Here is a 25424-nt window from a genome sequence, read left to right as displayed (position 1 = left end):
TCAATCCACCAAGCCTGACACCACCAGATAACGGTCGTCCTCCGCCTCCACGCTGAGTGCGTCCAATCCCGCCGCCGCCAACTGCTGTCGAACCTCTTCAGGGGTAAAGGCAGCCACCAAGGAGGCACAGAAATCCTGAATCAACACCGCCGGCGCATCGGGGCAATGGAGCTGCTGCAGACGGTGCACCTCCGCCAAGGAGACCGGACGACGCAGGTCGCGGTGCAGCACCCGACAGCCAGGGGCAGCAAACCTGCGCGTCAGCCGCCAGAGCAGGTCGGGCTCGTGCAAGTGATGGAGCAGGCTGTTGCTGACGATCAGGTCGACCGGCTCCAGCGCCAGACCCTGAAGGGTGCTGCAGCGCAAGTCAATCTGAAGACCCTGCTGGTCCGCCCGTTCCCTGGCCACCTCCAGCATCGCTGGGGAACCATCCACGCCGATGACCTGTGCCCCAGGGAAACGTCGGGCCAGGGGCAGGGTGATGTTCCCAGGCCCGCAGCCCAGGTCGAGGATCACAGCTGGAGCAGTGCCAGTGGGTGGAGAGGTGAACAGAGCATCAATCAACGCCAGGGTGCGCTGATCTCCAGCACTGAAATCCGCTGCGGCGTAGGCCATCACTTGAACGACGTCGCGCATCAGCTCGGGCTCCGGCAATCGCTGCATCCGCGTTGAGACGTGGCCCACCAGTCTGCTCAGGACACTGCCAATGGTGGCAAGCACCCCTTGCTGCCCCCATCTGTGGCGTTAGGGTTTCGACAACATCTGTGCTCCATCGCACGTGACCCTGACCCCGAATCGCGTGGAGGTCGCCGCGAGCGACAGCGCTCGTTTCAGCGACTTCCCCGCCACCGCACCTGCCGCCAATCCTGTCTTCTACAGGACTTACAGCCGCAAGACTCCCGATGGCCGCGAGAGCTGGAGCCAGGTTGGTGACCGCAATCTCGGCGGACTGCGGCAGCTGGGGAACCTGAACGACGAGGAGGTGGCACTGCTGGCGCGCATGCAGAGCGAGAAGAAAGCCCTCCCCTCAGGTCGCTGGCTCTGGATTGGAGGAACGGGCTGGATCGAGCAGTCGGTGAACTTCTCCGGCGCCTACAACTGCACCTCCACCAACTTGGTGGACTGGCGGGCCTTCGGCCTGATGATGGACCTGGCGATGATGGGCTGCGGCACCGGCGCCATCATCGAACCGCACCTGATCGAGCGGTTGCCGATCGTGCGAAACACCCTCGACGTGGTGTCGGTGTCGGACATCGGCATCACAGCGGCAGAGGCACGTCAGGACGACTGCACCCACACGATCGACGGCAACCGCGTTCGCATCAAGTTGGGCGACACCCGTCGGGGTTGGGTGGACAGCTACCAGTTGATGCTGGAGCTGAGCAGTGACCCTCGCTTCGACGGCGGAACCGTCGAGATCGAGGTCGATCTCAACGATGTCCGTCCCGTGGGCGAAACCCTGAAGGGCTTCGGCGGCATGGCCAACCCCGTGAAGCTGAAGGACCTCTATGGCCGGGTGGCTCGACTGCTGAACAAAGCCATCGGACGGCGACTGACGTCTGTGGAGTGCTGCCTGCTGATCGATGAAGCCGCCGTCACCATCGTGGCCGGCAACATCCGACGCAGTGCCGGCATGCGCCAGTTCGCCGCCGACGACACCGCTGCGGCGTCAGCCAAGGACAACCTCTGGCAACAGGATGACCAGGGCAACTGGCGCATCGACCCGGAGCGGGATGCCCTGCGCATGGCCAATCACACCCGGGTGTATCACACACGTCCCAGCAAAGAGGTGGTGCTGGCGGCGGTCACCAAGCAGTTCCACTCCGGTGAGGGGGCCATCCAGTTCGCTCCGGAAGCGATCGCACGGTCCAACGCTGATCTGCTCAACACCCCGGAACTGCGCAGCGAGTTCATCGAGATCTACTGCGATCAGGGCAAGGAGGAAGCCGGTCGCTGGCTCAGCACCAACCATGGCCCCATTGCGCCGGAGGAGCTCGAGCATCGCCTCAGCCGCTACGGCCTCAATCCCTGCGGCGAAATTCTCGGAGCCGATTTCCACTGCAACCTGGCGGAGATTCATCTCAACCAGATCGATCCCAGCGACGAAGAAGGCCAGGCTGACGCCTTCCGGGCCGCGGCATTGTCGGTGGCTTGTCTGCTCAACCACCGCTTCGAGGTGGAGCGATACCGCCAGAGCCGGGAATGGGATCCGATTGTGGGCGTCAGCTTCACCGGTCTGTTCGACTTCTTCGTCCATGCCTTCGGCAGCGACTGGCTGCGTTGGTGGGAAGCCGGCAGGCCCGACACCGAGGAAGGTCGTGCCTTCAAGGCCAAGGAAGCTGACTACCTCAGCCGCTGGAAGCAGGTGGTGAACGACACGGTTTGGGATTACTGCGATCGCCATGGTCTGCGCCGCCCCAACCGCTGCACCACCGTTCAACCTGCCGGCACGAAGAGCCTGTTGACCGGTGCAGCTCCTGGCTGGCACCCCCCCAAAGCACAGCGCTTCATCCGCCGCATCACCTTCCGCAAGAACGACCCGGTGGCGATGGCTTGCATGGACTACGGCTACACCGTGGTGCCGTCTCAATCCGACAAGGACGAACAGGGTCGGCTGCTGGATGATCCCTTTGATCCCCGCTGCACCGAGTGGCTGGTGGAAATCCCCACAGAAGTGAGCTGGGCCAATCTTCCAGGCGCCGATGCGGTGGACATCAACGGCTTCTCAGCCATGGCCCAGTTCGACTTCTACATGCAGGTGCAGACGCACTACACCGCCCACAACACCTCCGCCACGATCGAATTCCGCGACCACGAAATCGAGCCGCTGGCGGACGCGCTGCACAAGGCGATGGAGAACGGCGAGGGATACATCTCCGCAGCGCTGTTGGCTCGCTTTGACGCCAACGCCACGTTCCCGCGCCTGCCCTTCGAGCCCATCGATGCAGCCACCTACGAACGTCTGCAGTCCGAAGTGATTCAACGCCGCGTCAGCAGCGATTTCTTCGAGGCCTTGCAGCGTTACGACAGCAGCGAACTGAAGGAAGCCGGCCCCGCCGGCTGTGATTCGGACAAGTGCCTGCTGCCGCTGGCCAAACCGGAAAGCTGATCAGTACGCAAGCTGACTTAAAGTCAAATCAGCGCTCGATCGTTCTGGCGCTGACCCCTGGAGAGGTGGTCGAGTGGTTTATGGCTCTGGTCTTGAAAACCAGCGTGCCTTCACGGGCACCGTGGGTTCGAATCCCACCCTCTCCGTTACAAGCCCCACATTGATGGGGAAGTTGTTGGCCTCATTCGTCGCGTTGTATCAACAGCTGATGGCCACGGTGACGTTACGGCTTGGAAAAGTGAAATTCTTCCCCACGATGCGTTTGGAGTCTCAAACGAGGCTTTTAACTTGGCCCACAGACAAAGGCAGCAGCCCGTCATCGTTTCAGGCTCGGATACGGAGATCATGATTACCCGACTGAAAACAGAAAGTAGAGGTCGGAACTGCACTGATGTGCCTATCGGGCCAAGAGCCTCCCACCTCCCATAGGAATGAAAAGATTAGTCCCATTGATTGCCTTCGCAGCAGTCAATGCAACTGGTGCAGTCGTCAACCCAGTACAAGCTGGCGACGTTGATCCATCAATCCATAAGTTATGCGTGGAAGCCAAAGATTATGCTGGCTGTGTCAGGGCAATGAAAGGTGATACCTCCAATACATCAAGGCAAATCCGTTCACAAGGTGCTGATATTGCGGAAGGAAATCAGTGTCCGTCTGGATTTGCCGATGTAGGGGGAGGCAATTGCAAGGAAGTGAAGTGCGTCTATAACTCCAACGGCCTTGGGTTTGATTTTGGGCATGATCAAAGAGTAGCCGGCAAGGCAGATTGGGGATGCAAATCATCGTTCTGGTACGGAGCTGGTATCATGCAACTAGAGGGCAATGCTCGGGCAAGCATCAATCCCAAATGCCCCCCTGGCGAGCCTCCGGTTGGTTACAACAGCACCTGTCAAAAACCACCTTTAGGCTGGGAAAGTCCTTCCGAAAAAGCTGAGCGTGAAGAGAAAGATGGTCCAAAATGTGACTTCAAGCTCAGACCGTACGATTGCAGCTACAACACATATCTAGAGGCGAATCCGTCCATGAAGGAGTGGGCAGAGTTGAATCCATAGATGGCGTCTAAAGAGCGCTTGCGTCTTCAGTCAGTGGACTGATTTGAATGACGATTCATCCACTCATCGAACTGAAACAGAGTCAAGGACGAACCATTGACAAGAGTGACCCCGACAAAACCATGATTCCCGCGTGATGGGTGCAGACGAGTCTGCTGTTGCTAGTACTTGGTTGGACCTCGCTCTCGCCGACCATGCAGATGTACCTCGCCGACTGCATTTTTCCAGATATCGAAAGCCAACTGGCTGCCTACAAGAGTTTCTGTGAACTCTGGGATTCGGGCGAAATGGCGAAGGCCGATCGCGCTGACGGTTTTGAAATGCTCTTCCGCGTCCATGCTCCAGGAGCAGGACGGGTCACCCTGTTGTTCAAAGCCGCGGGAGACGCGCAAATTTTTGAGCACTTTGCTCCCTGGCGTGCTCAGTATGGAATTGAAATGGACTTTACCCCTGTGATTGGCTGCCAGGACGTCGTTGATTATCACAAGAAACTGTTTGCGAAAATGTCCTGATCTCAACCGTTGATATCAAATGATCACAGGTGATCCCCCATCGGGATCACCTGTGATCAACCATTCAAGTACGACAAGCCGCTGAATTACAGGCCTAGGAATTTGGCTGGGATGCCATCCAGGCTGTGGTTTCCAAGCATCTGAAACACAACATTGACGAGCATGCCGCCGAGGTGAATGGCGCCGACAAGAATCAAGCCGCGCCAGAGCTTTTCAAACGTGGAGGGAGGTTGGTTGTTACTCCAAGTGCCAGACGGTGAGGCCATAGAACCAATGAATTCCTGATCACGATGTCTGGACCAGCTGGGCAGATCAATGAACTGTGATGCGTCTTCACAGCTGGAAGGCTGGTGCACGGGCAGGTCATCGAGCGAGAGCCCCTGAGCCAGCCCTAAAGACACTGCAGATACACTTCGAAGTCACCACACGGTTGCCATGCAGTATCTTCAGAGCTACTCTTGAGTTGCTCACTTGCATGGCCATGATCAAAGCGGCGACGCGGGAAAACCAGGTCAAGCTCACGGTGTCCGTGCCGCCGAGCCTGCATGTGTTGCTGCGCAGCTGGGCTCTCTGCGAGGGCCGGGAACTCACCAGCGTGGTGCTGCAGTGCGTGGAGCTCTCGATCCGGCAGCTGAAGAGCAATGGATCCATTCCTTCAGCGGCCGTTCGCGCCTACGAAGGGGCCTGCGACGAACGACTGGCCATAGGAGGTCTTTGACAATGACGTCTTCCCTGAACCTGTTCGAGCAGGCCCTGCAGGTCCCGACCATGGAAGCCGTGATCGCCCTGAGTGAAAGGGTCCAGACCCTGGAGGCCAGACCGGAAGGCGTCGTTTACACCGCCTATCGCGCCATCGATCAAACCCTCCTGATCGGATACACCGAAGCCCTCTCAGCGATAACCACAGAACATCAGCAACGGGACTTTGAGCTGGTGGAGGCCCGACGCGGAACCCGCCGGGAAGAACGCCTGCTGCTGCTCACTCTCAAGGAGATCGGCCTTCAGAGCACGTACTGCGAAGGCTGCTTCGATGCCGAAGCATCAACGCTTGCCCATCTCCAGCAGTTGGGCTGGCCCCTGGGACGACTGCGCAACCTCCGTGTTTCCAAAAACACCCGCAAACGCTTTCAACGCGGCTAGTCAGAAGCGCAACGACGTGGATCGATCCTGATCAGCTGAACCGGCGGGCTAACTCCACCATGGTCTGCACCTGAGTGGGCTCAGCGGCAGCTCGCTGCCCGCCCTGCACCGCTCGGTAGTGATCGGCCACCAACCAGGCGCTGGTCTCCGGATCCTCAGCAAATCTGGGAATCAGGTGCAGGTGGAGATGGCGAGCCCCCTCACCAAAGGCAATGGCATAAACACGATCACAGCCTGTGATCTGCTGCACCAGCTGGCTGGCATCTTGCACGGCACGTCCCCAGGAGGCGGCTTCCGGAGGCTCGAACTCAATCGGCCCAGCGCAGTGACGGATGCTGTCCAGCAGCAGCCAGCCTGGGAGGGGAGCTGGATCCGGGTGATGACGAACTAGCCACAGCTCACTGCGACTGATTTCATACCGCTCGCGATTCAGCGGATCCTGGTGCAAGCGGCAGATGCCGCAGGTTTCAGTCATCAGGGCAGATCTGGATCAGCGCTTGGCCATACCGCGACCGTTACCGATCAGGCCGAGGTCAATGATCACGCCGATGGCCACCACTAGCATGCCGCTGAAGGAGGACACTCCGCCGAAGGCTGATGTGGCCCAGCAAAAGCCAAGGGTGGTGGTGGGAAGCAGCAACAGGCCGGCGATGGGCAACACGGGATTTGGAACCGCCATGGCCGCGAAAGGTTGCAGTACGAAGCTGCTGTTGAACAGCCACATCAACAGCAGGATCAACCGTGGCGCCAGCAACCCGAGCGCAGCGAACAGACACATGGCCATGAATCATCTGCCGAAGTGGTAGCGACGGTGACCATTGCGGTCAGCCTGTCCGTGACCTGATCAGGTTTCCAGGGCGCAATTAACCGCGATTTCAAAAGGAACAGCCGCATTAGGCAGATCCAGAAGGTTTCCCATCAGGCAAGCGAGATCCTGCGGTTGGGTCATCGACTCCGACGGCACGGAGCTCACCCACTGGGCCATGGCTGTGTTCACCCAGCTCGGGCAGATCGCCGTGACCCGGATGCCGTGATCGAACCCTTCATTGCGCATGGACTGACACAAGGCCATCAACGCGAACTTGCTCACTGGGTACCCCGCCATCCGGCCTTTCACCCGTGTGCCACTCATCGAAACCAGCACCTGGATCCGCCCATGACCGGAGGATCGGAGCTGGGGCCAGGCAGCCCGGGTCAACCACCAGGGCCCCATCACATTGACCCGCCACAGCTCCTCAAGCTCGGCCTCCTGACCGTCCGCGAACAGCAGCGGCGTGCGATGCAAAATCCCCGCGCAATGGATCAACGCGTCTGCACCACCAGCCCAGCGGATGGCGGCATCCACCAGAGCCTCAGCCTGCTCGGGTTGGCCGGCGTCATAGGGAACCGGAAGCACACACTCGCTCTCAAGAGGCGTTCCCTTGAGACGGGCCGGATCCCGGAGACCGAGGCAAAGGCGATGACCGTTCGCCAACAGCTGCTCAGCCACCGCCCGGCCGATGCCACGGCTGGCGCCGGTGATCAGAACCGTCCGTTGCATCAGGCGTTGGGGAACAGCTGATCCAGGAGCTGCTGAGGATCCCGATGAACTGATAAGAGCGCGCGGTGCTCCGCCGCCACGAAACCATCGGCCACGGCTCCATCCAGGAACTGAAGGAGTCCGTCGTAGTAGCCGTCCACATTGAACAAGGCGCAGGGTTTGCTGTGAAAGCGCAGCTGCAACCAGGTGAGTGCCTCAAACAACTCCTCCAGGGTTCCAAGCCCCCCCGGCAGGGCGACCATGGCATCCGCCAGTTCGATCATGCGCGCCTTGCGGACATGCATGTCGGCCACCACCTCCAGCCGCGTGAGCTCGTGGTGAGCAACTTCGGCATCCATCAGAGCTTCCGGGATAACACCGATCACCTCCCCATCCGCCGCCAGCACCGCATCGGCGACAGCTCTCATCAGACCGATCTGCGCAGCGCCATACACCAGCCCCACACCGCGTTGGGCCATGGCCTGGCCCAACGCCTGAGCCGCCTGACCATGCGCCGGCGCATGGCCGCATCTGGATCCGCAGTACACCGCGAGGCGTTGCATCGGTTGCCAGAACCACAACAATGCCATTCTCGGCCTTGGTGCTCCAGCTGACCCCAACCGACAGCACGTCCTGAAATCCTTAGACCAGCGAGGGGACCGCCATGACTGACGCAACGCTCAGCCTGAGCCTGATCGGCGAACACCGGATTCTCGACAAGGCAGCGGGCCTGAACGAGCCTTCAGGTCTGACCCTGAACCACGACGGCAGCGCCTTTTATACCGTCAGTGATGACACCAAGGCCGTGTTCCGCCTGGATCTGAAGGGTCGCCTCTCGATCGCAGAGTCGTTTTTCATCGGCGTGGACGATCTGGAGGGGATTGCCATCAATGCCGATGGCAGCCAGCTCCATGCCGTTCAGGAAGAGACCAATGCCGTGATCACCATCGACATCGCCAGCCGGCGCGAACTCAGTCGTCGTCCCCTGGCGGCGATGGCGAACTACGACAGCATCAAGCGGTATTTCCCTGATCCACCGGACAACAAAGGCCTGGAAGGGATCACCGTGAACACCCGCACCGGGCATTTGTTTGTGGTGAAGGAAGGGCGACCAGGCCTGCTGATTGAGCTTGACGCCGAAGGCGAGAGCATCCTCCAGGCACGCCTGCTCAACGACAGCAACGGCTTCGTGCACCCGAAGGTGGGGCCGGAGAAACTCGACTTCTCCGGCCTCAGCTACGACGCCGAACGCAACACGATCTGGATCACCAGCGACAAGGGGCAGTGCCTTTATCACTACGACTGGGAGCAGAACCGGGTGCTGCAACGTCTCGATCTGGTGGTCGAAGACGACAACAAGCCCAGACGGATCCGTAAGTCGGAAGGGGTGGCGATCGATCCCGCCCGTCAACGGTTGTATGTGGTGAGTGAACGGGACGGAAGGCTATACATCTTCAAAATCGACTCCAATGGCTGATCAACAGCACTGGTTGATCACCGGAGCCAGCAGCGGCATCGGTCGTCTCGCCGCCGAACGTCTCCAGCAGAAGGGACATCGCCTCACCGTGATCTGCCGCAGTCAGCAGCGGGCCGAGCAAACCCTCAGCTGGATCAATGGGGACAGCCGGGTGCTGCTGGCGGATCTGGCCGATCTTGACCAGGTGGAAGCCATTGGACGAGAGCTGAACGATCAGGGGGAAGCCATCGATGGACTGCTGCTGAATGCGGGGCTGCAATACGCCGGCCATCGCCAGGTGCGCCGCAGCGCCCAGGGCGTGGAGCTCACCATTGCCGTGAACCATCTGGCCCACCAGCGCCTGCTGATGGATCTGCTGCCTCTGTTGCACCAATCCGCTGCACCCAGAGTTGTGATCACCGCCTCAGAGGTGCACAACCCGGCCAGTGGAGGAGGACGGGTGGGACGTCCTGCAGACCTCGGGGATCTCTCGGGCCTGGAGCAGCGTTCCGAGATGGTGAACGGTGAACCGCCCTTTGATGCAGACAAGGCCTACAAAGACAGCAAGCTCTGCAATCTGTTGATGGGCCGGCATTTGGCGCGGCTCCAACCCCAGTGGCCGGTGATCTGTTGGAGCCCGGGCCTGGTGATCCCCCGCAGCAGGGATGGCTTCTTCCGCAACAGCCGCGAAGCCAATCCAATTGGCCAGGCCTTGTTCGGATTCGTGGCCCGTGATCTGCTGCGACTCACCGAGCGTCCCGAACGGGCCGCCGAACTGCTGGAGCGGTTGGTGCTGGATCCGGCCATGCCACAGGGATTCAGCTACTGGAGCAATGAACTCCTTGGCCCCGGACGTCACCAATTCGCATGCACCGAAACCTCTGCGGAGGCCGCTGATGATGCCAAGGCGGCGCGGCTCTGGCAGCTGAGTGAACAACTTGTTAAGTAGATGCCGATGATCGGAGTGGTGGCGGCGTTGGCCGCAGCCCTGGCCTGGACAACCGCCAGCAGCCTGTGGCGCTCCCTGTCGGATCAGGGCTCAGCCCTGCAGCTCAACACCCTCAAAAACGGCCTGGCGACGCTGCTCTTTGTTCCGGTTCTGGCGCTGCTGCCGTGGCAGGACAACGCAGCGGCCATCGGCTGGTTAGTGCTCAGTGGCGGTGTGGGCATCGCCGCCGGTGACAGCTTCTATCTCGCCGCCCTGCGGCGGCTGGGAACCCGCCGAACCCTCACGCTGGAGGCACTCGGCCCGGTGTTGGCCAGTCTTGGCAGCGTGGTGCTGATGAGGGAGCAACTGAATGCAGGGGCCTGGCTCGGTGCTCTCTTGGTGGCAGGTGCCGTGGTGCTGGTGGCGGACAGCGATGGGCCGCTTCACAGGGACCGCCAGGGGCTTGTCTTTGGACTGTTGGCAGTGGTCTGCGGTCTCAATGGCGCCTTCCTGGCTCGACAGGTACTGATCAGCAGCGAGCTGAGCCCCCTGCAGACCGCATCCGTCCGATTGCTTGGGGGATGGCTGGCTTTGTTACCACTCCTGCGAGCCAGAGGGTCACGCCTTAACGCACGGTCAGGCTCGGGGCTGCGCATCCTGTTGGCCACCGCGTTGGGGACCAATGTGGGCATCGTCCTGCAGCAATTGGTGTTTCAGACGATGCCCGTCGGGCCTGGCGTCACGCTGATGAGCACCGCACCGGTGATGGCGCTGGTGGCGGGGCGGTTCGAAGGGGATCCGATTCAGCCCCGTGGAGTGCTGGCGGCTGTGCTGGCGGTTGCCGGAGTGGCCTGCAGCGCCTGAAGGCCCTGCTCGATCGTCGCAGTGGATGTCTCGTGAAGGGAGAGCACCACCAGATCCACTCCAGCGCCGCTGTCAGGACGCCAGGCCGATGCCGGGGCTGTCTCAAACCAGCTGTTGAGCCGTGGGCCCACCATCTGCAGCTGCAAAGGCAAGGCCTTGCCCGGCAGCCAGACGCGTCCCTTCAGCCTCAGCACCTGAAGCTCGCTGACCAACCGGGGCAGCAGATCCTCAAGCGCCGACCGATCAAATTCCCCCTCAAGGCGGAGTCCGCCACTCACCATCGCGACATGGCTGTGATCGTGATGGTCGTGGTCGTGGTCGTGGTGATGGTGATCGACCTGTTCATTGGAGTGATGCTCCAGGCCGAGCACCACCGAGGTGTCCACGGCGCCATGGGCCACGGGAAGCAGCGCCGTCCCTGGCCTGGTCTGGTTCTGCAGGTTGATCTGAACCGCGTCCAGCTGCTCCTGTGACAGTCGATCGGCACGGCTGAGCAGAACGAGATCCGCGGCCTGAAGCTGATCGCGGAACAGCTCATCGATGGCGGTGATGTGATCGAGGCTGGGATCCTCCCGTCGCTGTTGCTCCAAGGCCTCACGATCAGCGACCGGGCTTCCTGCCGCCAGGGCTTCGCCGTCCACCAGGGTCACCACACCATTCACATGCACTCGGCTGCGGATGGCCGGCCAGTCCAGGGCCTGCAGCAACGGACGCGGTAACGCCAGACCACTGGTCTCCACCACGATGCCGTCCAGTTGATCAGCGCGCTCCAGCAGCTGCTCCATCGTCGGCAGGAAATCGTCCTGAACCGTGCAGCAGAGACAACCGTTGTTGAGCTCCACAAGACGACCGTCCACCTCGTCATCGGGGCAGAAACCGCAACTGCGAATCAGATCACCATCCAGACCAACGCTGCCGAAATCGTTGACCATCACCGCCAGGCGCTGGCCACTGCGCGTGAGGAGGTGGCGCAGAACGGTGGTTTTACCGGCTCCAAGGAAGCCGGTGACCACGGTGACCGGCAGTCGTCTGCTCATGGCACTCAAGGGCGACAGCCCAGGCTCTCACGGGTCGAGACGCCACTGTCGGGGTGGGTGCCGGCGGCCGTTGCACAAAGCAGTTTCTGCTGAGGAAGATCCAGCACGGCATCGGTGAAATCAGCTCCCTCGATGCGGGCATCGGCGAAGCGGCTCTGCATCAGCATCGCGTTGGTGAAGGTCGCTCCTCTGAGATCGGCACCGTCGAAACGACTGGCGAATCCCACGATATTGGACAGATCTGCACCGCGAAGGTCAGCACCCTGCAGCTGGGAGGTGTTGATGACGGCCCCGCGCAGGTCCGTGTCGCTGAGGTTGACGTCCCGCAGATCGGCCTTGAGGAATTCCTTTTCCTTGAGGTCGAGACCGTGCATATCCGCCGTGATCTCCTGCACCGCACGCTGTCCCCGCAGTTCAGGAGCCGTGATCGCCTGTACAGGGTCATTCCAGAACAGGGTGCAGATCACCATGAGAATCGCCGCCACCAGGGAGGCTGGACGGAGAAAGGCGCGCATGGGACCGGTAATTTGAGCGCTCACGTTATGGCAACTGCCAGCGGAGCGACGCGAGATGGCCATGAGTCTGCGGGTGGTGGTACCACCCCATCCCCTGATCGGACATTGGCTGGCGATGCTCCGCCATCAAGAAACACCATCAGCCCTGTACGCCACGGCCATGCAGGAACTGGGTCGCTGGCTCACCTACGAGGCCCTGAGGGACTGGTTGCCGCACCGCCAGGAACGCATCCCGACGGAGCACGGGGAGGTGGAGGCCACCGTGGTGGAAGCGGGCATCCCCCTGCTGGCGTTACCGATCCTTCCTGCAGGACTGGAGCTCTGGCAGGGAGGCCGCCAGGTGCTTCCCGATGCCGCCCTTTGCCTGGATGGCGTCCCTGACGACATTGCAGCCAACACCGGCGTGATTCTGTTCGTCGATCAGGTCAGTCACGGCGAGGGAGTGTTGAAGGCACTGCAGCAGCTTCAGCATCAGGGGGTTGATGGACGGCGGATCCGTCTGATCACAGCGCTCTGCGCCAGCCCGGGCCTCAAGCTGCTGGGAGAGGCCATGCCAGACCTGACGCTTCACACCGCCTGCATTGATGAAAGTCTCACCCAGGAGGGAGGCATCGTCCCCGGCATCGGTGATCCAGTGCAACGACTGCGGTTCAGGTCGGCAGGCCGTGACTAGATTCCGACTGAGGAGGTTCAGTGAATGGGACATCAGCACGAAACCGGTTCAGGCACCCTGACCACCCTGGTGGCCGGCGCCGTCATCGGAGCCGCTGGACTGGCCTGGTGGCTTCTCAATGAGGCGGAGCGCCGCAGCCGGATCGGGCGGCAGCGGGCGATGCTCTATGCCCCACGGATCCAGGACGGCTCGGAGGTGCTCGAGCCCAGTGAAAACGGACTGCTGGAACAGCGGGTGGAGCGACTCAATACCGAGATCGCCCGCGTTCGCGCTCAGCTGGAGCGGTTGGGATCGGAGGACTGAGCGCTCGGTAGGTTGGCCGAATCGCCACAGGTCCAGAGCTCCGGCCCATGCTTCGTTCCGACGCCGTTACCCAAGGAATCCAGCGTTCCCCCAACCGCGCCATGCTCCGTGCGGTGGGATTCGGTGACGACGACTTCGGCAAGCCGATTCTCGGCATTGCCAATGGCTACAGCACGATCACACCCTGCAATGTCGGGCTGAACGACCTCTCCCGTCGGGCCGAAGAGGCGGCCCGTCAGGCCGGTGGCATGCCTCAGATGTTCGGGACCATCACCGTGAGTGATGGCATTTCGATGGGCACCGAGGGGATGAAGTATTCCCTGGTGAGCCGCGAGGTGATCGCCGATGCCATCGAAACCGCTTGCAACGGTCAGAGCATGGATGGAGTTCTGGCGGTAGGTGGCTGCGACAAGAACATGCCCGGCGCCATGCTGGCGATGGCGCGGATGAACATCCCCGCCGTGTTTGTGTACGGCGGCACGATCAAGCCGGGCAAACTCGGCGGCTGTGACCTCACCGTGGTCAGCGCCTTTGAGGCGGTGGGTCAGCTCACCAGCGGCAACATCGACGAAGAACAGCTCACGGCTGTGGAAAAGAACGCCTGTCCGGGGGCCGGCAGTTGCGGCGGGATGTTCACCGCCAACACCATGAGTGCCGCCATTGAAACGATGGGCTTGAGCCTGCCCTACAGCTCAACGATGGCGGCGGAGGACGAAGAGAAAGCCGACAGTGCAGCGCGATCCGCCGAAGTGTTGGTGGATGCGGTGAAGGCCAACATCCGCCCGCTGGATCTGCTCACCAACGACGCCTTCGAGAACGCCATCAGCGTGATCATGGCGGTGGGTGGATCCACCAATGCCGTGTTGCATCTGCTGGCGATCGCCCGCACCGCGGGTGTGTCCCTCAGCATCGATGACTTCGAACGGATTCGTCAGCGGGTGCCGGTGATCTGTGACCTCAAACCAAGCGGCCGTTACGTGACGGTGGATCTGCACAACGCCGGTGGCATCCCCCAGGTGATGAAACTGCTGCTCGATGCTGGGCTGCTGCACGGTGATTGCCGGACGGTTGAGGGGAAAAGCCTGCGTGACCTGCTGGCGGATGTTCCCTCTCAGCCTCCAGCGGATCAGGACGTCATCAGGCCTCTGAGCAATCCTCTTTACGCCAAAGGCCACCTGGCGATCCTCAAGGGGAATCTGGCCCGTGAGGGCAGTGTTGCCAAGATCAGCGGCGTCAAGACGCCGGTGCTCACCGGGCCCGCCCGCGTCTTTGAAGGCGAGGAGGACTGTCTGGCGGCCATCCTTGATCAGCGGATCAATGCCGGTGATGTGGTCGTGGTGCGCAATGAGGGTCCCGTCGGCGGTCCCGGCATGCGCGAAATGCTGGCCCCCACCTCCGCCATCGTCGGCCAGGGCCTTGGCGACAAGGTGGCCCTGATCACCGATGGGCGCTTCAGTGGCGGCACCTATGGACTGGTGGTCGGCCACGTCGCACCGGAAGCCGCCGTCGGCGGAACCATCGGCCTGGTGCAGGAGGGGGACAGCATCACCGTGGATGCCGATCAACTGCTGCTGCAACTGAACGTCGATGAAGCAGAGCTGAATCGACGTCGGGAGGCCTGGACCAAACCGGAACCGCGTTACCGCACGGGGATTCTTGGCAAATACGCCCGCCTGGTCTCCACTTCCAGCCGTGGTGCGGTCACCGACCAGCCCGACTGATTCAGTCGTGAGGCAACAGCGAACGCAACCGCCTGCCCAGTGCTTCCAGCGGGGCCGCGTCCTGCGGAGCTGAGGTGCGTTGTCCCGAAGTTCCATCCATCCAGACGGGATGACGGCCATGCCAGAGCATCGGCCGTTCAGGCTGCTCCGTCCAACTGAGCATCAGGTTGATCTCCTGCCCGCTGCGGTAAATCTCCAGGTCAAGATCACGTTCTGACCAGCGAACGCCGTCGCCATCGCGGCATTCGATCCGAACATTCAGATCATCAATCTCAGCGGGAGCCGAGGGATCCACAGCCACCACAGCGTGGCTCCAGGGCTTGAGACACACATCCGCCGCCTTGGCAATAAGCACCAACAGATCCATGGCTTCAGGGCATGGCCCGGATCGAGCGAATCAACAGGCGGATCGCCCCGGCTCGAAATCCAGGATTGAGTTCGCCGCCATCACCGAACTTGGAGTGCAGCACCTGGATCCGGGTGACCCCCGCGGCATCAAAGCGCAGGGGTAGTCCAACGGGCTTCGCCCTGACGGTCGGCCGGAGGTCCGCAAACGGAATGCGCACGCTGGTGACTCCAGCCGCCTGAGTCGGCACATCGATCACCCAGCGCAGCCCGCCTGGAATCAACTCGGTGAGCCCCAAGGCACCATCACGGCAACCGAGGGCAATCTTCAGGGTTCGTCCCTCCCCCTCCACATCCAATTGCAGAACTGAAAACGGTGAGAGATCGAGAGGGGGCTGCAGACGAGGCGATCGGCAGCTGACAAAGCCACCACCGGCTTCGATCAGCTCCCCTTCCAACAGCAAACCCTCAGGGGTGGCGCGGCATCCGGCACGGCTGCGCCCGCCCATGATCGTGTCATTGAGACTGGTCCAGTCAGCGAATTCGCTGCCCTGGACGATGGTCTGCTCAGAGGCCGGCGGTTGCATCCTGATCGGCAAGGATCAGGACATCACTAGCAGGTTGCACCAGACGGGCGGGGGTGCGATCGGAGGATTCGTCGGGATCCACCAGTCTGCGCAGGGCCTCCTGCTTACCCGCTCCACTCACCAGAAAGATCACCTGCCTGGCTGCACTGAGGACCGGTGCCGTGAGGGTGATGCGGTCCAACCCCTTTCCACGGCCGACGGTCGCCCAGCAATCGCGGACCGTAGGCGCTTCAGTTCCCGGGAACAGAGAGGCGGTGTGGCCGTCATCACCGAGCCCAAGCAGCATCAGATCAAACACTGGCGGCTCACCAGGGCAGTGCTGAGACACCAGATCGCCAAAAGCCGCCGCACTGGCCTCAGCATCCGCCAACTCCACAGTGGGCACTGCATGAAAGCTGGCGACACGTCCAGGTCCATCCGCCAGCAGGGTGCGTCGCAGCATGCGGGCATTGCTGGAGTCATCGTCGGCAGCCACCCAGCGCTCATCGCCCAGAAACACATCAACCCGATCCCAGGGGAGATGTTCCTGACCGAGAAGGGAATAGGCCTTGGCAGGGGTACTTCCCCCTGAGAGAGCAATGCGGCAGCGGTCCCGCTGATCCAGCACCAGGCTGATCTGAGCCGCAATGGTTTCCGACGCCCTGCGGGCCAGCGCATCAGCATCACTGGCCCGCTCGATGCGGTAGTTGGTCATCAGCGTTGCTTCAACCCAGCCACTCGGTATGGAAGGTGCCCTCTTTGTCCACCCGCTGGTAGGTGTGAGAGCCAAAGCAGTCGCGCATGGCCTGCACCAGGTTCTGAGGCAGGCGACCGGTGCGGTAGCTGTTGATGTAATCCAGGGTGCTGCTGAAGCAGGGCACGGGAATGCCGGACTCAGCGGCGCCGGCCACCACCTTGGCCAGGCCGGGCAGACGACGGTTGATCTGATCAGCGAACCAGGGATCCAGCATCAGGTTGGTCAGTTCGGGGTTGGCACCGAAGGCATCCTGAATCCGCTGAAGCAGACGGGCGCGGATGATGCAGCCACCCTTCCAGATCTGAGCGATGGACGGCATGTGCAGGCTGTAGTCCAGATCCCTGGAGGCGATGCGCAGCAGCTCCATGCCCTGGGCATAGCTGGCGATGCAGCTGAGCACCGTGGCATCCATCAGGGGAGCCATGGCGTCGTCCGGAGTACCGAGATCGAAATCCTTGATGGCAGGACCCTTGAGGATGGATTCGGCGGCCGTCCGCTCAGGCTTGAGTGAACTCATCACCCGACCATTGAGTGATGCATAAATGGTTGGAACGGAAGCACCCATCTGCAGTGCGGTGACCACGGTCCAGAGCCCCGTGCCCTTCTGACCGGCCTGATCCATGATTTTCTCCACGAGATCCGCGCCGTCTTCGGGATCCTTCGTGCGCAGGCAAACCTCCGTGATCTCCACCAGATAGGAGGAAAGCTCCTCGGTGGCATTCCACTGGGCCAGCACATCAGCCATCTGCTCGCCGTTCATGCCCTTGACCCGCTTCATCAGGTCGTAGCCCTCGGCCAGGATCTGCTCGATGCCGTACTCGATGCCGTTGTGGACGGTCTTCACCAGGTGACCGGATCCACCGGGACCGATGTAAGTGACGCAGGGGCCGTCATCCACCTGAGCCGCCATCTTGTTCACCAGGCTCTCGATGGCGTCGTAAGAAGCCTTCGTGCCACCCGGCATCATGCTCGGTCCCTCCAGGGCACCCTTGGCACCACCGGACACACCCATGCCGATGAAGCCGAAGCTCTTGCTCTCGAGCTGCTTCACCCGGCGCTCGGTGTCGTGGTAATCCGAATTGCCACCATCAATCAGCAGATCACCTTCCTCGAGGTACGGGGAAATCTGATCCACAACAGCATCCACCGCCGGACCTGCCTTGACCATCATCAGGATCCGGCGAGGACGCTCAAGCTTGCCGACGAAATCCTCCAGATCCGTGGCCCCCTGGATGTTCCGGCCCTGGCCGCGACCGTTGAGGAACTCCTCCGTTTTGGCGTAAGTGCGGTTGTAAACAACGCTGGAGAAACCATTGCGCTCGGCGTTGAGGACGAGGTTCTCCCCCATCACGCCGAGACCGATCAGACCAAAGTGAGACTGGGACATGGCCTTTGGGACCACTGACGACTGCCGTCAGTGTGCGCACCAAAGTCGGATCCGGCTGTAGTTCCGACAGCTTCTGTCAGGAATGAGGGATGGATCCACTCGCTGTCGCCGTAGCGACAGAAAACGAGATCCGTCAGATCACAGTGCCGTCCTGGATGGTGGCGTTCTTGACGACAACGACAATGCCGTTGCGGATGTAAAAACCCTGGTCGGAGCGATCAGCTTCGTCGACGTGATCCTTGTTGACGATCGTGACGTTGGATCCGATCCGCGCATTCTTATCAAGAATGGCTCGCTTCACCGTAGTGCCTTGACCCACCCCGACCGGAATACCACCACGTTCGCGAAGGACAGCACGCTCATCACTGGACTCAAAGAAGTCAGCACCCATCAACAGAGTGTCCTGAAGAACCACATCGCTTTCGATGCGGCTACGGACGCCGAGAACGCAGTGATGAATGCTGCAGGATTTGAGAATGGAGCCTTCTCCAACAATCGAGTTGGTGATCTGAGCGTCGACCAACTTGCTCGGGGGGAGATAACGGGGACGGGTGTAGATCGGGAACTTCTCGTCGTAGAAACTGAAGGGCGGTGTTGGCTGCTGGGTGAGAGCCATGTTGGCCTCATAGAACGCGCCGATGGTGCCGATGTCCTCCCAATAATCATCAAAGACGTAGCTCTTGAGCTTGTCACCACGCTTGAGGGCTTCCGGAATGACCTCCTTACCGAAATCCTTGTATCCAGGATTGGAGTCGAGAAGATTGAACAGGGTGTCTCTGCTGAAGACGTAAATGCCCATGGAGGCCAGGTATGGCCGCTCTTTCGCTGAATCCGCGCTGAGCCCGAAACGGCTGGTATCCACCGCCATCTCCAGCAACGAATCACCCTTGGGCTTTTCGCGGAACTCCTTGATATTGCCTTCGTCATCTGTGCGCATCAGGCCGAAGGCTTCAGCCTGCTTCGGATCAACGGGAAGGGCCGCAACGGTGAGATCAGCGCCAGTGCTGCGGTGATGCTCAACAAACATGCTGTAGTCCATGCGGTACAGCTGGTCTCCGGAAAGAATCAGATATTCATCAACATCCCATTCCTGGAACAACCATTGGTATTTACGAACGGCATCGGCAGTGCCCTCAAACCAGGATGGACTGTCAGGGGTTTGCTGGGCTGCGAGCACCTCAACAAAACCCTGGCCGAAGGAATTACTGAGGTTGTAGGTCTGGCTGAGGTGACGATTCAGCGACGCACTGTTGAACTGCGTCATCACGTACATCTTGTTGATGTTCGAGTTGATGCAGTTGCTGATGGGAATATCAATGAGTCGATACTTACCGGCCAGAGGTACTGCCGGCTTGGCACGCATCTTGGTGAGCGGATAGAGACGAGTCCCTGCCCCGCCGCCGAGAATGATGGCCAATACCCGCTTCATGCCGTAACCCCAGATCGGCGTTGCCGCAAGAACTTACCGGAGTTTCACCAGGTTCAACCGTCCTTTCCGACAGATCAGACGAGATTGGTGCGAATCAAGACGGGACTGAGGTCTGAAACTCAGTCCTCCCCCAGCGAAAAGAGGCGTTCCACGGTGCGAAGAGCCTGCTGACGCTCCTGTCGGGCCTGGGGCGCCCGCAGTGAGGTGACAGGGGTATGCAGGATCTTGTTGATGATGCCTTTGCTGAGGGCTTCGACAACCTTCCGCTCCCGCGCAGAAAAATCCGGCCCCATCCGGCTCAGGGCCTTCTGCAATTCCTCCACGCGGATGGATTCCATCGACGAGCGCAGGCGGTTGATGGTGGGAACGGCTTCGAGGCTGTCCCACCACTCAAGGAATTGCTGAGCCTCTTGCTGCAAGAGCTGTTCAGCTTCGCGGGCCATGGCTTGACGGGCCTCCTGGTTGCGCGCCACGACCTCCTGAAGATCATCCACGTCGTGGGAGTCGACCCCATCCACAGCGGCAGCATCGGCAGCGATATTTCGCGGCACACCGATGTCGATTAGCCGCAGCTTGCTGCGGCGGTTCAGGGGTTGCAATCGAGCGGCATCGATGATCGGGTCGTCTGCAGCCGTGCTGGTGAAGACCAGTGAGCAGGTGCTCAGGCACTGGTCAAGGTCAGTCAGAGGGCGGCACTGAACCGGCAGATCGGGGAAGTCAGCCGCCAGCAGCTCCGCCCGTTGCACCGTGCGGTTCAGCAACACCACTCCGGAGGCTCCTTTCGCTTGCAGATGCTGCAGCAACAGGCGACTCATGCGCCCCGCTCCAACGACAGCGATCTGCTCGCTTTCCAGCGTGACCAACTGATCCTGACCGCGGGACTGGCCGAGTTTCAACTGCGCCAGCTCCACGGCAGCTGAACTGATCGACACGGCACCGGTGCCGAGATTGGTCTCACTACGCACCCGTTTTCCGGTGCTGACGGCCTGCGTCAGCAGGCGGTTGAGAATCGGGCCAAGGGACTTGTGCTCCTGCCCCAGGCGCATCATTTTCTTGACCTGGGAGAGGATCTGGCCTTCACCCACCACAAGGCTGTCGAGACCAGCGGCCACCCGCATCAGGTGATCGACTGCGTCTTCGTGGTGATAGTTGAAGAGATGAGGTGTCAGATCTCCTGTAGCGAGACCGGAGTGACCGCTCAGGAATTCACTGACCGCAGAAACACCGAGATCGGGATTCCGGACGAGGGTATAGATCTCCAGGCGATTGCAGGTGCTGAGGATCGACGCCTCCAGCACCTGTTCGTGACCTCGAAGCGATTGAAGGGAGGTCTCCATGGTCTGCTCAGGGATGCTGAGCCGTTCCCGGATCTCCACCGGTGCCGTGCGATAACTGAGGCCGACAACGGCAATGTGCATGGAGACTCTCCTTTCAACCGAAACGTGACGATCAGCTCAGAGCAATGCTCTGGGCGCCGTCCTTGATGTGCACGGTGTTGGTGAAGCGGCAGGTGTCATCCAAGTTGCTGATCACCAGGCTGCTGGTCCGCGTGCAATCGCGTTCGAACTTAACCCCGTGGAACAGCAGGCCATCCGTGATGCCGCTGCCAGCGAAACAAACGTGCTCACCACAGGCCAGCTCCTCGGCCTCATAAACCTTGTCGGGATCTGTGATGCCCATTTCCGCCAGGCGAGCCAAGTTGCCCTCCTTGGTCATGTCGGCCCACTCAGAGGTCTGTGCCACGGCAGGGTCGTACACCAGCTGACCCTGGAAGTGGCCGCCCAGAGCACGCATGGCAGCAGCGGAAATCACCCCCTCAGGAGCAGCGCCGATGCCCATCAGGCAATGGGTTCCGGTGCCGGCGAAGCCGCAGGCGATCGCAGCCTGGACGTCACCGTCGGAGATCGGCTGGATGCGGGCACCGGTGGCGCGGATCTCAGCGATCAGATCCTTGTGACGGGCACGATCCATCACAACGATGGTCAGTTCATCAACAGCGAGGCCAAGGCACTCGCTGAGGATCTTGATGTTCTCGGTGGCGGACTTGCGGATGTCCACCTTGCCCTTGGCGGCCGGGGGTGCGGCCAGCTTCTTCATGTAGAAGTCGGGGGCGTTGAACAGACCACCGCGGTCGGACGCGGCGAGCACAGCCATGGAACCGCGCTGGTTGAAGGCGCAGAGGTTGGTGCCTTCGCAGGGGTCGACGGCGAAGTCAACGCCTGGACCAGTGCCACTGCCGACTTCTTCACCGATGTAAAGCATCGGAGCTTCGTCGCGCTCACCTTCACCGATCACGATGCGGCCCTGCATCTGGATCTGGCCCATGCGCTTGCGCATGGCTTCCACTGCAGCGGCGTCGGCTTCGTTCTTAAGGCCTTTGCCGGAGAGCTTGGCGGAGGCGATGGCAGCTTGCTCAACGACCTCGAGAATTTCCTGAATCAGGGTCTGGTCCACGGGACTCCGGATGGTGGGGTGAAGGGGGCTGGCGACTCCATCAGGGAGAGCAATCTGCCCTTGCCGCAATGGATCTCGACGCCTGAGCGCGGCTCACTGTATCAGTGGTTGCCGAGGTCCCTAAAATCACCGCGCATTCCGCGCTCCTTCTCCATGAGCACCAAGCCCCTGGTGATCTCTCCGTCGATCCTGTCGGCTGATTTCTCCCGTCTCGGCGATGAAGTGAAGTCTGTGGATGAGGCCGGCGCGGACTGGATCCATGTGGACGTGATGGATGGACGATTTGTCCCCAATATCACGATCGGACCTCTGATCGTCGAAGCCCTGCGCCCGGTGACCCAGAAGCCCCTCGACGTTCATTTGATGATTGTTGAGCCCGAGAAGTACGTTCCTGACTTCGCCAAGGCCGGCGCTGACATCATTTCCGTTCAGGTGGAAGCATGCCCACACCTGCATCGCAACCTGGCCCAGATCAAGGATCTCGGCAAAATGGCTGGTGCTGTGCTGAACCCAAGCACCCCCCTCGACACCCTTGAGTACTGCCTCGAGCTCTGTGATCTGGTGCTGATCATGAGCGTGAACCCCGGCTTCGGTGGGCAGAGCTTCATTGAGAACCAGGTTCAGAAGATCCGCGACCTGCGCCGCATGTGCGACGAGCGTGGTTTGGATCCCTGGATCGAAGTGGATGGTGGCGTCAAAGCCGGCAATGCCTGGAAGGTGATCGAAGCCGGCGCCAACGCCATCGTGTCCGGTTCCGGTGTGTTCAACCAGCCGGACTACGCGGAAGCGATCAAGGGCATCCGCAACAGCAGCAGCAAAGAGGCGGTTCTGGTCTGATTCAAGCCTCAGGCTTGCTGATGGAGCCCCGGCTAAGGCCGGGGCTTTTTTGTATGGCTATGCAATCAGAACCAACAGAGCAATCCCCATCAACACGGCCACAGCAATGAGCAGACAGATCACCAAAGGACGCACATCCACCGGTCGGTAGGGCGGTGAACAACGACGACAGGCACGGCGCTTGCTTGAACGCAAGGAATGAATGAACCGGCCCTGGACCATTGAGAAAGCCTCAGCTCCAGTGGAAGATCATCGGAATACTTGCCTCCAGACTCAGTTTGACCGGGCAGTTCTCAGCAGCCTTATCAAGAATCCTGCGGGCCTTTGGATCGAGATGAGCAGGGAGCTCGATCCACACCTCAAGACAGGCGATTTTGCGAGGAGGCTCCGTGGTCATCACCTTCTCAACACGGGCTTTGCAGCCCAGGAGATCCCAGCCATGGCGCTCGGCAACGATCCCCATGATCGTCAGGAGGCAGGTGTTCAGGGCTGTTGCCACCAAATCGGTGGGAGAGAAGCGCTCACCCCGGCCTTGGTTATCTGCAGGAGCATCGGTTTCCAGGGCTGATCCCGATGGGCGGTGCACCGACGTACAACGCAGGTCCCCGCTGTAGTTGCCGCTGATAGAGGTCACGCGGGGATGGGAGTTATCTCAGCAACAGATTGACAGCAGGCCAAACCAATCGTTCAGCGTCGTCATGATGGGGGAAAGGTTCAGGGTTCACCCCCTCATGGGGCACTGGCAACGACGAGGCGGCCAGACAACAATGCAGCCAAGCAGCGATTAGATTAAACCTTGAAAAATTGTGCCAATGAATCCAGGGCTCTACGAACTGTTTGACATCGATCGAGGTCCAGACAAGATCTTTTTTATTGGAACGGCATGGATCGTGCTTTTCCTCTTTTTGCTGTAACGATCCAGCAAAGCTGTTTCAGCCGAAGCGGTGTTTCCTCTAGCGGAAGCCAAAGCCTTCGCGGCTGGGGTTCTTGTACTCCCACTGTCGAGCTAGAGAATCCAGCATCAAGCTGATAAACCGTTCGTCAGCACCGGTGGATTTGCTGAGGTTTTTCAAAGTTTCGTTGATCGCCTTAACGGCTTTGGGAATCTGTCGATCCAGGTGCTCCTTTGAAGGCTGATAAGGCATCGACTCAAAAGAAATCCCCTGAGACCTTAAGGAATCAGGGGACCATCGGCGTTTGTTGCCGCGGAATCACTCTTCGCCGGACTCGTCCTCTTCGCTGCCTCCAACAGGAATCAGGCGAATCGCTTTCTTGCCAAGCTTTATCTCGAACTCATCTCCAGGATTCAGGTTCAACATTGCGGTGTAGGCCTTTCCCACCAGGAGATTTCCGTTGCCCTGAACCGTCGCGATGTAAGACAGCTTCCGACCACCCTTACCAATACCAGCGGATCCACCGGTGGACAGGCTGACCCCCTTGGCTTCCAGAAGAGCCTCGTAGAACGCCGTGAAATTGACTCGCTCGCCGCCGTCCTTTTTGGTGGAGACGTAGCCACAACCCCTGGCAAGGTCAGTTTTACTGATATCACCAAGTTCTTTGACCCGATTGAGAAGGTCGGAACCAGTCAGCATTGCATTCGGAATTTCATACTTCTCCATTAGAACATCTCGCAATCAAAGAACAAGTGCCTGATCTGGAATCAGATGAAGAGAGCCATTCTCAATGGAGCTCTTCCCTGGGGTTTTCCCCAAGACCTCATCGGTTGGAAATCAATCGTTCGACCAATCCAGAGACAAAATCACTGGACCAGCCTCTGAAATCTTCAACATCAACCAAGTCGCACTCGCTCTTTGGAGTTAGAAGGGGCGATCGGCGAAGGGCAAGCGTCAGAGATTCACTTCTCTGCGGGTTATCGACTAGAGCCCGGAATAACAAGGCTTCCGAAGAACCAGCCATAGCTATGCAAACCGATGCCAAGCAGATTCACCCCGATGTAGCAGACCGCGATCACCACCAGACCCACCACGGCAACAAGGGCCGGACGGCGCCCCTGCCAGCCACGGCTGAGACGGGTGTGCAGATAAGCCGCATACACCAGCCAGCAGATCAGTGCCCAGGTCTCTTTCGGATCCCAGCTCCAGTAGCTGCCCCAGGCTTCGTTGGCCCACACAGCTCCGCTGACGATGCCAACAGTGAGCATCAGGAAGCCAACGGTGATGGTGCGGTAACTGAGACTGTCCAGTTGCTCCGTGGTGCTCAGCTGAACGGATTGCAACTGCAGCACGCCCCCTTCTGTGGCAGCGACCGATTGGCGAAAACCACCGCTGCCGATCGAGCTGCTGCGCAGTTCCAGAGCTTCCCCCCGATCCGTCACCAGCACGGCGAATGAAAGCAGGGAACCCACCAGAAGAGCGGCATAACTCACCATGATTACGCTCACATGCATCACCAGCCAGCTGGAGCGGAGGGCAGGCACCAACGGTGCAGCACTCTGCAACTGATCCGGCAAGGCGAAGCTGGCGAAGGCAATGCAGCCGAGACCCATCGGCGTGGCGGCAGCGGCCACGATCGGTGATGGCCAGGAGCGTTCCACCAGCAATTGCGTGAGGGTGCAGGCCCAGGCCAGAAAGCACAGAGACTCGTACAGGTTGCTGATCGGGAAATGGCCGGATTCCCACCAACGCAGAACCAGCTGAGCCGTCAGCAGCAGGTTGGCCAGCGCCACCAGCAGCTGAACGATGCCGGTCCGGGCTTTGGAGGAAACAGCCCAGAAGGCCAGCGGCAGGGCCAGCAGAAGCAGCAGAAAGGCTCCGAACCCGAGGCCGGTGACGAGATCAAACGGAAGGGACTGCACCGAGA

At 60.5% G+C, this 25424-nt stretch carries 32 protein-coding genes and 1 tRNA gene; 13 read left to right on the top strand and 20 right to left on the bottom strand.

What is annotated here, in order from left to right:
* Complete coding sequence (locus tag SynA1528_RS05700; protein WP_186588311.1) at positions 1–663, bottom strand: class I SAM-dependent methyltransferase; 663 nt, start codon at positions 661–663, stop codon at positions 1–3.
* Between the two features lie 115 nt (positions 664–778).
* Here SynA1528_RS05700 and nrdJ point away from each other — a divergent pair, with 115 nt between their 5' ends.
* The 4 genes from nrdJ to SynA1528_RS05680 all read left to right on the top strand — a co-directional run bounded on the left by nrdJ (position 779) and on the right by SynA1528_RS05680 (position 4673).
* The gene (gene nrdJ, locus SynA1528_RS05695) at positions 779–3109 is read left to right on the top strand and encodes a ribonucleoside-triphosphate reductase, adenosylcobalamin-dependent (protein WP_186588079.1); all 2331 of its coding nucleotides are present in this window, start codon (positions 779–781) and stop codon (positions 3107–3109) included.
* A 59-nt stretch (positions 3110–3168) separates the two neighbouring features.
* Positions 3169–3255, top strand: a tRNA-Ser gene (locus SynA1528_RS05690).
* A gap of 285 nt (positions 3256–3540) precedes the next feature.
* On the top strand, positions 3541–4161 hold the full coding sequence (locus SynA1528_RS05685) for a hypothetical protein (RefSeq protein ID WP_186588078.1): 621 nt from the start codon (positions 3541–3543) through the stop codon (positions 4159–4161).
* 194 nt (positions 4162–4355) lie between these two features.
* A complete protein-coding gene (locus tag SynA1528_RS05680) occupies positions 4356–4673 on the top strand; it encodes a DUF3303 domain-containing protein (RefSeq protein WP_186588310.1) in 318 nt (105 codons plus the stop codon).
* Between the two features lie 86 nt (positions 4674–4759).
* Here SynA1528_RS05680 and SynA1528_RS05675 read toward each other — a convergent pair whose 3' ends face one another.
* A complete protein-coding gene (locus SynA1528_RS05675; RefSeq protein WP_186588077.1) occupies positions 4760–4939 on the bottom strand; it encodes a hypothetical protein in 180 nt (59 codons plus the stop codon).
* A 215-nt stretch (positions 4940–5154) separates the two neighbouring features.
* Here SynA1528_RS05675 and SynA1528_RS05670 point away from each other — a divergent pair, with 215 nt between their 5' ends.
* The gene (locus SynA1528_RS05670) at positions 5155–5391 is read left to right on the top strand and encodes a hypothetical protein (protein ID WP_186588309.1); all 237 of its coding nucleotides are present in this window, start codon (positions 5155–5157) and stop codon (positions 5389–5391) included.
* Between the two features lie 2 nt (positions 5392–5393).
* Entirely contained in the window at positions 5394–5813 is a 420-nt protein-coding gene (locus SynA1528_RS05665) for a hypothetical protein (RefSeq protein WP_186588076.1), read from the top strand.
* 31 nt (positions 5814–5844) lie between these two features.
* On the opposite strand, the gene SynA1528_RS05660 is transcribed toward SynA1528_RS05665, so the two are convergent.
* The 4 genes from SynA1528_RS05660 to SynA1528_RS05645 all read right to left on the bottom strand — a co-directional run bounded on the left by SynA1528_RS05660 (position 5845) and on the right by SynA1528_RS05645 (position 7922).
* Entirely contained in the window at positions 5845–6288 is a 444-nt protein-coding gene (locus SynA1528_RS05660) for an HIT family protein (RefSeq protein ID WP_186588075.1), read from the bottom strand.
* Positions 6289–6303: 15 nt separating this feature from the next.
* Positions 6304–6591, bottom strand: a complete 288-nt coding sequence (locus tag SynA1528_RS05655) for a hypothetical protein (RefSeq protein WP_186588308.1) — start codon at positions 6589–6591, stop codon at positions 6304–6306.
* A 66-nt stretch (positions 6592–6657) separates the two neighbouring features.
* Positions 6658–7353 (bottom strand): SDR family NAD(P)-dependent oxidoreductase, encoded by a 696-nt coding sequence (locus SynA1528_RS05650; RefSeq protein WP_186588074.1) that lies wholly within the window; start codon positions 7351–7353, stop codon positions 6658–6660.
* A complete protein-coding gene (locus SynA1528_RS05645) occupies positions 7353–7922 on the bottom strand; it encodes an LOG family protein (protein WP_286187921.1) in 570 nt (189 codons plus the stop codon). Before SynA1528_RS05645 ends, SynA1528_RS05650 begins: the two co-directional genes overlap by 1 nt.
* A gap of 74 nt (positions 7923–7996) precedes the next feature.
* On the opposite strand from SynA1528_RS05645, the gene SynA1528_RS05640 reads away from it, so the two are divergent.
* The 3 genes from SynA1528_RS05640 to SynA1528_RS05630 are packed head-to-tail and all read left to right on the top strand — an operon-like array spanning position 7997 to position 10580.
* Entirely contained in the window at positions 7997–8809 is an 813-nt protein-coding gene (locus tag SynA1528_RS05640; protein WP_186588073.1) for an SdiA-regulated domain-containing protein, read from the top strand.
* Positions 8802–9737: an SDR family NAD(P)-dependent oxidoreductase gene (locus SynA1528_RS05635; protein ID WP_186588072.1), complete on the top strand. Its 936-nt coding sequence runs from the start codon at positions 8802–8804 to the stop codon at positions 9735–9737. Before SynA1528_RS05640 ends, SynA1528_RS05635 begins: the two co-directional genes overlap by 8 nt.
* Positions 9738–10580 carry a DMT family transporter gene (locus SynA1528_RS05630; RefSeq protein WP_186588071.1) on the top strand — a complete coding sequence of 281 codons (843 nt, stop codon included), beginning with the start codon at positions 9738–9740 and terminating at the stop codon, positions 10578–10580.
* Here the strand turns inward: SynA1528_RS05630 and cobW are convergent.
* Positions 10520–11617, bottom strand: a complete 1098-nt coding sequence (gene cobW, locus SynA1528_RS05625) for a cobalamin biosynthesis protein CobW (RefSeq protein ID WP_186588070.1) — start codon at positions 11615–11617, stop codon at positions 10520–10522. The genes SynA1528_RS05630 and cobW overlap by 61 nt on opposite strands.
* A 5-nt stretch (positions 11618–11622) precedes the next feature.
* A complete protein-coding gene (locus SynA1528_RS05620; RefSeq protein WP_502707741.1) occupies positions 11623–12087 on the bottom strand; it encodes a pentapeptide repeat-containing protein in 465 nt (154 codons plus the stop codon).
* A gap of 100 nt (positions 12088–12187) precedes the next feature.
* On the opposite strand from SynA1528_RS05620, the gene SynA1528_RS05615 reads away from it, so the two are divergent.
* From SynA1528_RS05615 to ilvD, 3 genes are read left to right on the top strand one after another with little or no spacing between them, the layout of a single operon-like run.
* Positions 12188–12805, top strand: a complete 618-nt coding sequence (locus SynA1528_RS05615) for a uracil phosphoribosyltransferase (protein ID WP_186588068.1) — start codon at positions 12188–12190, stop codon at positions 12803–12805.
* A 24-nt stretch (positions 12806–12829) separates the two neighbouring features.
* Positions 12830–13108, top strand: a complete 279-nt coding sequence (locus tag SynA1528_RS05610) for a hypothetical protein (protein WP_186588067.1) — start codon at positions 12830–12832, stop codon at positions 13106–13108.
* A gap of 47 nt (positions 13109–13155) precedes the next feature.
* Positions 13156–14829: a dihydroxy-acid dehydratase gene (gene ilvD, locus SynA1528_RS05605; protein WP_186588066.1), complete on the top strand. Its 1674-nt coding sequence runs from the start codon at positions 13156–13158 to the stop codon at positions 14827–14829.
* Between the two features lies 1 nt (position 14830).
* Here ilvD and SynA1528_RS05600 read toward each other — a convergent pair whose 3' ends face one another.
* From SynA1528_RS05600 to glpX, 7 genes are all read right to left on the bottom strand, one after another.
* Positions 14831–15196, bottom strand: a complete 366-nt coding sequence (locus SynA1528_RS05600) for a DUF8659 family protein (RefSeq protein WP_186588065.1) — start codon at positions 15194–15196, stop codon at positions 14831–14833.
* 4 nt (positions 15197–15200) lie between these two features.
* Positions 15201–15761 (bottom strand): CIA30 family protein, encoded by a 561-nt coding sequence (locus tag SynA1528_RS05595; RefSeq protein ID WP_186588064.1) that lies wholly within the window; start codon positions 15759–15761, stop codon positions 15201–15203.
* On the bottom strand, positions 15742–16455 hold the full coding sequence (pgl, locus tag SynA1528_RS05590; RefSeq protein ID WP_186588063.1) for a 6-phosphogluconolactonase: 714 nt from the start codon (positions 16453–16455) through the stop codon (positions 15742–15744). Before pgl ends, SynA1528_RS05595 begins: the two co-directional genes overlap by 20 nt.
* 10 nt (positions 16456–16465) lie before the next feature.
* Entirely contained in the window at positions 16466–17884 is a 1419-nt protein-coding gene (gene gnd / locus SynA1528_RS05585; RefSeq protein WP_186588062.1) for an NADP-dependent phosphogluconate dehydrogenase, read from the bottom strand.
* Between the two features lie 133 nt (positions 17885–18017).
* Positions 18018–19313 (bottom strand): glucose-1-phosphate adenylyltransferase, encoded by a 1296-nt coding sequence (locus SynA1528_RS05580; protein ID WP_186588061.1) that lies wholly within the window; start codon positions 19311–19313, stop codon positions 18018–18020.
* Positions 19314–19432: 119 nt separating this feature from the next.
* Complete coding sequence (locus tag SynA1528_RS05575) at positions 19433–20731, bottom strand: glutamyl-tRNA reductase (protein WP_186588060.1); 1299 nt, start codon at positions 20729–20731, stop codon at positions 19433–19435.
* Positions 20732–20762: 31 nt separating this feature from the next.
* Entirely contained in the window at positions 20763–21767 is a 1005-nt protein-coding gene (gene glpX / locus SynA1528_RS05570) for a class II fructose-bisphosphatase (protein WP_186588059.1), read from the bottom strand.
* Between the two features lie 153 nt (positions 21768–21920).
* Here glpX and rpe point away from each other — a divergent pair, with 153 nt between their 5' ends.
* Positions 21921–22604 carry a ribulose-phosphate 3-epimerase gene (gene rpe / locus SynA1528_RS05565; RefSeq protein WP_186588058.1) on the top strand — a complete coding sequence of 228 codons (684 nt, stop codon included), beginning with the start codon at positions 21921–21923 and terminating at the stop codon, positions 22602–22604.
* Positions 22605–22661: 57 nt separating this feature from the next.
* On the opposite strand, the gene SynA1528_RS05560 is transcribed toward rpe, so the two are convergent.
* From SynA1528_RS05560 to ccsB, 5 genes are all read right to left on the bottom strand, one after another.
* Positions 22662–22799, bottom strand: coding sequence for a hypothetical protein (locus SynA1528_RS05560; RefSeq protein WP_186588057.1), 138 nt, complete (start codon positions 22797–22799; stop codon positions 22662–22664).
* Positions 22800–22836: 37 nt separating this feature from the next.
* Positions 22837–23238: an OsmC family protein gene (locus tag SynA1528_RS05555; protein ID WP_186588056.1), complete on the bottom strand. Its 402-nt coding sequence runs from the start codon at positions 23236–23238 to the stop codon at positions 22837–22839.
* 319 nt (positions 23239–23557) lie between these two features.
* On the bottom strand, positions 23558–23749 hold the full coding sequence (locus tag SynA1528_RS05550) for a hypothetical protein (RefSeq protein WP_186588055.1): 192 nt from the start codon (positions 23747–23749) through the stop codon (positions 23558–23560).
* A gap of 66 nt (positions 23750–23815) precedes the next feature.
* Complete coding sequence (locus SynA1528_RS05545; RefSeq protein WP_186588306.1) at positions 23816–24196, bottom strand: AbrB family transcriptional regulator; 381 nt, start codon at positions 24194–24196, stop codon at positions 23816–23818.
* A gap of 278 nt (positions 24197–24474) precedes the next feature.
* On the bottom strand, positions 24475–25419 hold the full coding sequence (gene ccsB, locus SynA1528_RS05540) for a c-type cytochrome biogenesis protein CcsB (protein WP_186588054.1): 945 nt from the start codon (positions 25417–25419) through the stop codon (positions 24475–24477).
* Positions 25420–25424 lie beyond the last annotated feature (5 nt).

It is taken from the genome of Synechococcus sp. A15-28 (assembly GCF_014280175.1).
In the GTDB taxonomy this organism is placed as follows: domain Bacteria; phylum Cyanobacteriota; class Cyanobacteriia; order PCC-6307; family Cyanobiaceae; genus Parasynechococcus.
Note: the sequence above shows the minus strand (reverse complement) of the source record. Positions and strands in the feature narration are given on the sequence as shown.

What these genes read in the sequence shown, in the direction of transcription:
- SynA1528_RS05580 (WP_186588061.1), bottom strand. Translation starts at nt 19,313, where the DNA reads ATGAAGCGGGTATTGGCCATCATTCTCGGCGGCGGGGCAGGGACTCGT.
- rpe (WP_186588058.1), top strand. Translation starts at nt 21,921, where the DNA reads ATGAGCACCAAGCCCCTGGTGATCTCTCCGTCGATCCTGTCGGCTGAT.
- SynA1528_RS05550 (WP_186588055.1), bottom strand. Translation starts at nt 23,749, where the DNA reads ATGCCTTATCAGCCTTCAAAGGAGCACCTGGATCGACAGATTCCCAAA.
- SynA1528_RS05670 (WP_186588309.1), top strand. Translation starts at nt 5,155, where the DNA reads ATGATCAAAGCGGCGACGCGGGAAAACCAGGTCAAGCTCACGGTGTCC.
- cobW (WP_186588070.1), bottom strand. Translation starts at nt 11,617, where the DNA reads ATGAGCAGACGACTGCCGGTCACCGTGGTCACCGGCTTCCTTGGAGCC.
- SynA1528_RS05575 (WP_186588060.1), bottom strand. Translation starts at nt 20,731, where the DNA reads ATGCACATTGCCGTTGTCGGCCTCAGTTATCGCACGGCACCGGTGGAG.
- SynA1528_RS05600 (WP_186588065.1), bottom strand. Translation starts at nt 15,196, where the DNA reads ATGGATCTGTTGGTGCTTATTGCCAAGGCGGCGGATGTGTGTCTCAAG.
- SynA1528_RS05660 (WP_186588075.1), bottom strand. Translation starts at nt 6,288, where the DNA reads ATGACTGAAACCTGCGGCATCTGCCGCTTGCACCAGGATCCGCTGAAT.
- pgl (WP_186588063.1), bottom strand. Translation starts at nt 16,455, where the DNA reads ATGACCAACTACCGCATCGAGCGGGCCAGTGATGCTGATGCGCTGGCC.
- SynA1528_RS05545 (WP_186588306.1), bottom strand. Translation starts at nt 24,196, where the DNA reads ATGCTGACTGGTTCCGACCTTCTCAATCGGGTCAAAGAACTTGGTGAT.
- ilvD (WP_186588066.1), top strand. Translation starts at nt 13,156, where the DNA reads ATGCTTCGTTCCGACGCCGTTACCCAAGGAATCCAGCGTTCCCCCAAC.
- SynA1528_RS05615 (WP_186588068.1), top strand. Translation starts at nt 12,188, where the DNA reads ATGGCCATGAGTCTGCGGGTGGTGGTACCACCCCATCCCCTGATCGGA.
- SynA1528_RS05665 (WP_186588076.1), top strand. Translation starts at nt 5,394, where the DNA reads ATGACGTCTTCCCTGAACCTGTTCGAGCAGGCCCTGCAGGTCCCGACC.
- SynA1528_RS05655 (WP_186588308.1), bottom strand. Translation starts at nt 6,591, where the DNA reads ATGTGTCTGTTCGCTGCGCTCGGGTTGCTGGCGCCACGGTTGATCCTG.
- SynA1528_RS05610 (WP_186588067.1), top strand. Translation starts at nt 12,830, where the DNA reads ATGGGACATCAGCACGAAACCGGTTCAGGCACCCTGACCACCCTGGTG.
- gnd (WP_186588062.1), bottom strand. Translation starts at nt 17,884, where the DNA reads ATGTCCCAGTCTCACTTTGGTCTGATCGGTCTCGGCGTGATGGGGGAG.
- SynA1528_RS05630 (WP_186588071.1), top strand. Translation starts at nt 9,738, where the DNA reads ATGCCGATGATCGGAGTGGTGGCGGCGTTGGCCGCAGCCCTGGCCTGG.
- SynA1528_RS05650 (WP_186588074.1), bottom strand. Translation starts at nt 7,353, where the DNA reads ATGCAACGGACGGTTCTGATCACCGGCGCCAGCCGTGGCATCGGCCGG.
- SynA1528_RS05680 (WP_186588310.1), top strand. Translation starts at nt 4,356, where the DNA reads ATGCAGATGTACCTCGCCGACTGCATTTTTCCAGATATCGAAAGCCAA.
- SynA1528_RS05700 (WP_186588311.1), bottom strand. Translation starts at nt 663, where the DNA reads ATGCAGCGATTGCCGGAGCCCGAGCTGATGCGCGACGTCGTTCAAGTG.
- SynA1528_RS05645 (WP_286187921.1), bottom strand. Translation starts at nt 7,922, where the DNA reads ATGGCATTGTTGTGGTTCTGGCAACCGATGCAACGCCTCGCGGTGTAC.
- SynA1528_RS05595 (WP_186588064.1), bottom strand. Translation starts at nt 15,761, where the DNA reads ATGCAACCGCCGGCCTCTGAGCAGACCATCGTCCAGGGCAGCGAATTC.
- SynA1528_RS05640 (WP_186588073.1), top strand. Translation starts at nt 7,997, where the DNA reads ATGACTGACGCAACGCTCAGCCTGAGCCTGATCGGCGAACACCGGATT.
- SynA1528_RS05675 (WP_186588077.1), bottom strand. Translation starts at nt 4,939, where the DNA reads ATGGCCTCACCGTCTGGCACTTGGAGTAACAACCAACCTCCCTCCACG.
- SynA1528_RS05685 (WP_186588078.1), top strand. Translation starts at nt 3,541, where the DNA reads ATGAAAAGATTAGTCCCATTGATTGCCTTCGCAGCAGTCAATGCAACT.
- SynA1528_RS05620 (WP_502707741.1), bottom strand. Translation starts at nt 12,087, where the DNA reads ATGGTGATCTGCACCCTGTTCTGGAATGACCCTGTACAGGCGATCACG.
- SynA1528_RS05635 (WP_186588072.1), top strand. Translation starts at nt 8,802, where the DNA reads ATGGCTGATCAACAGCACTGGTTGATCACCGGAGCCAGCAGCGGCATC.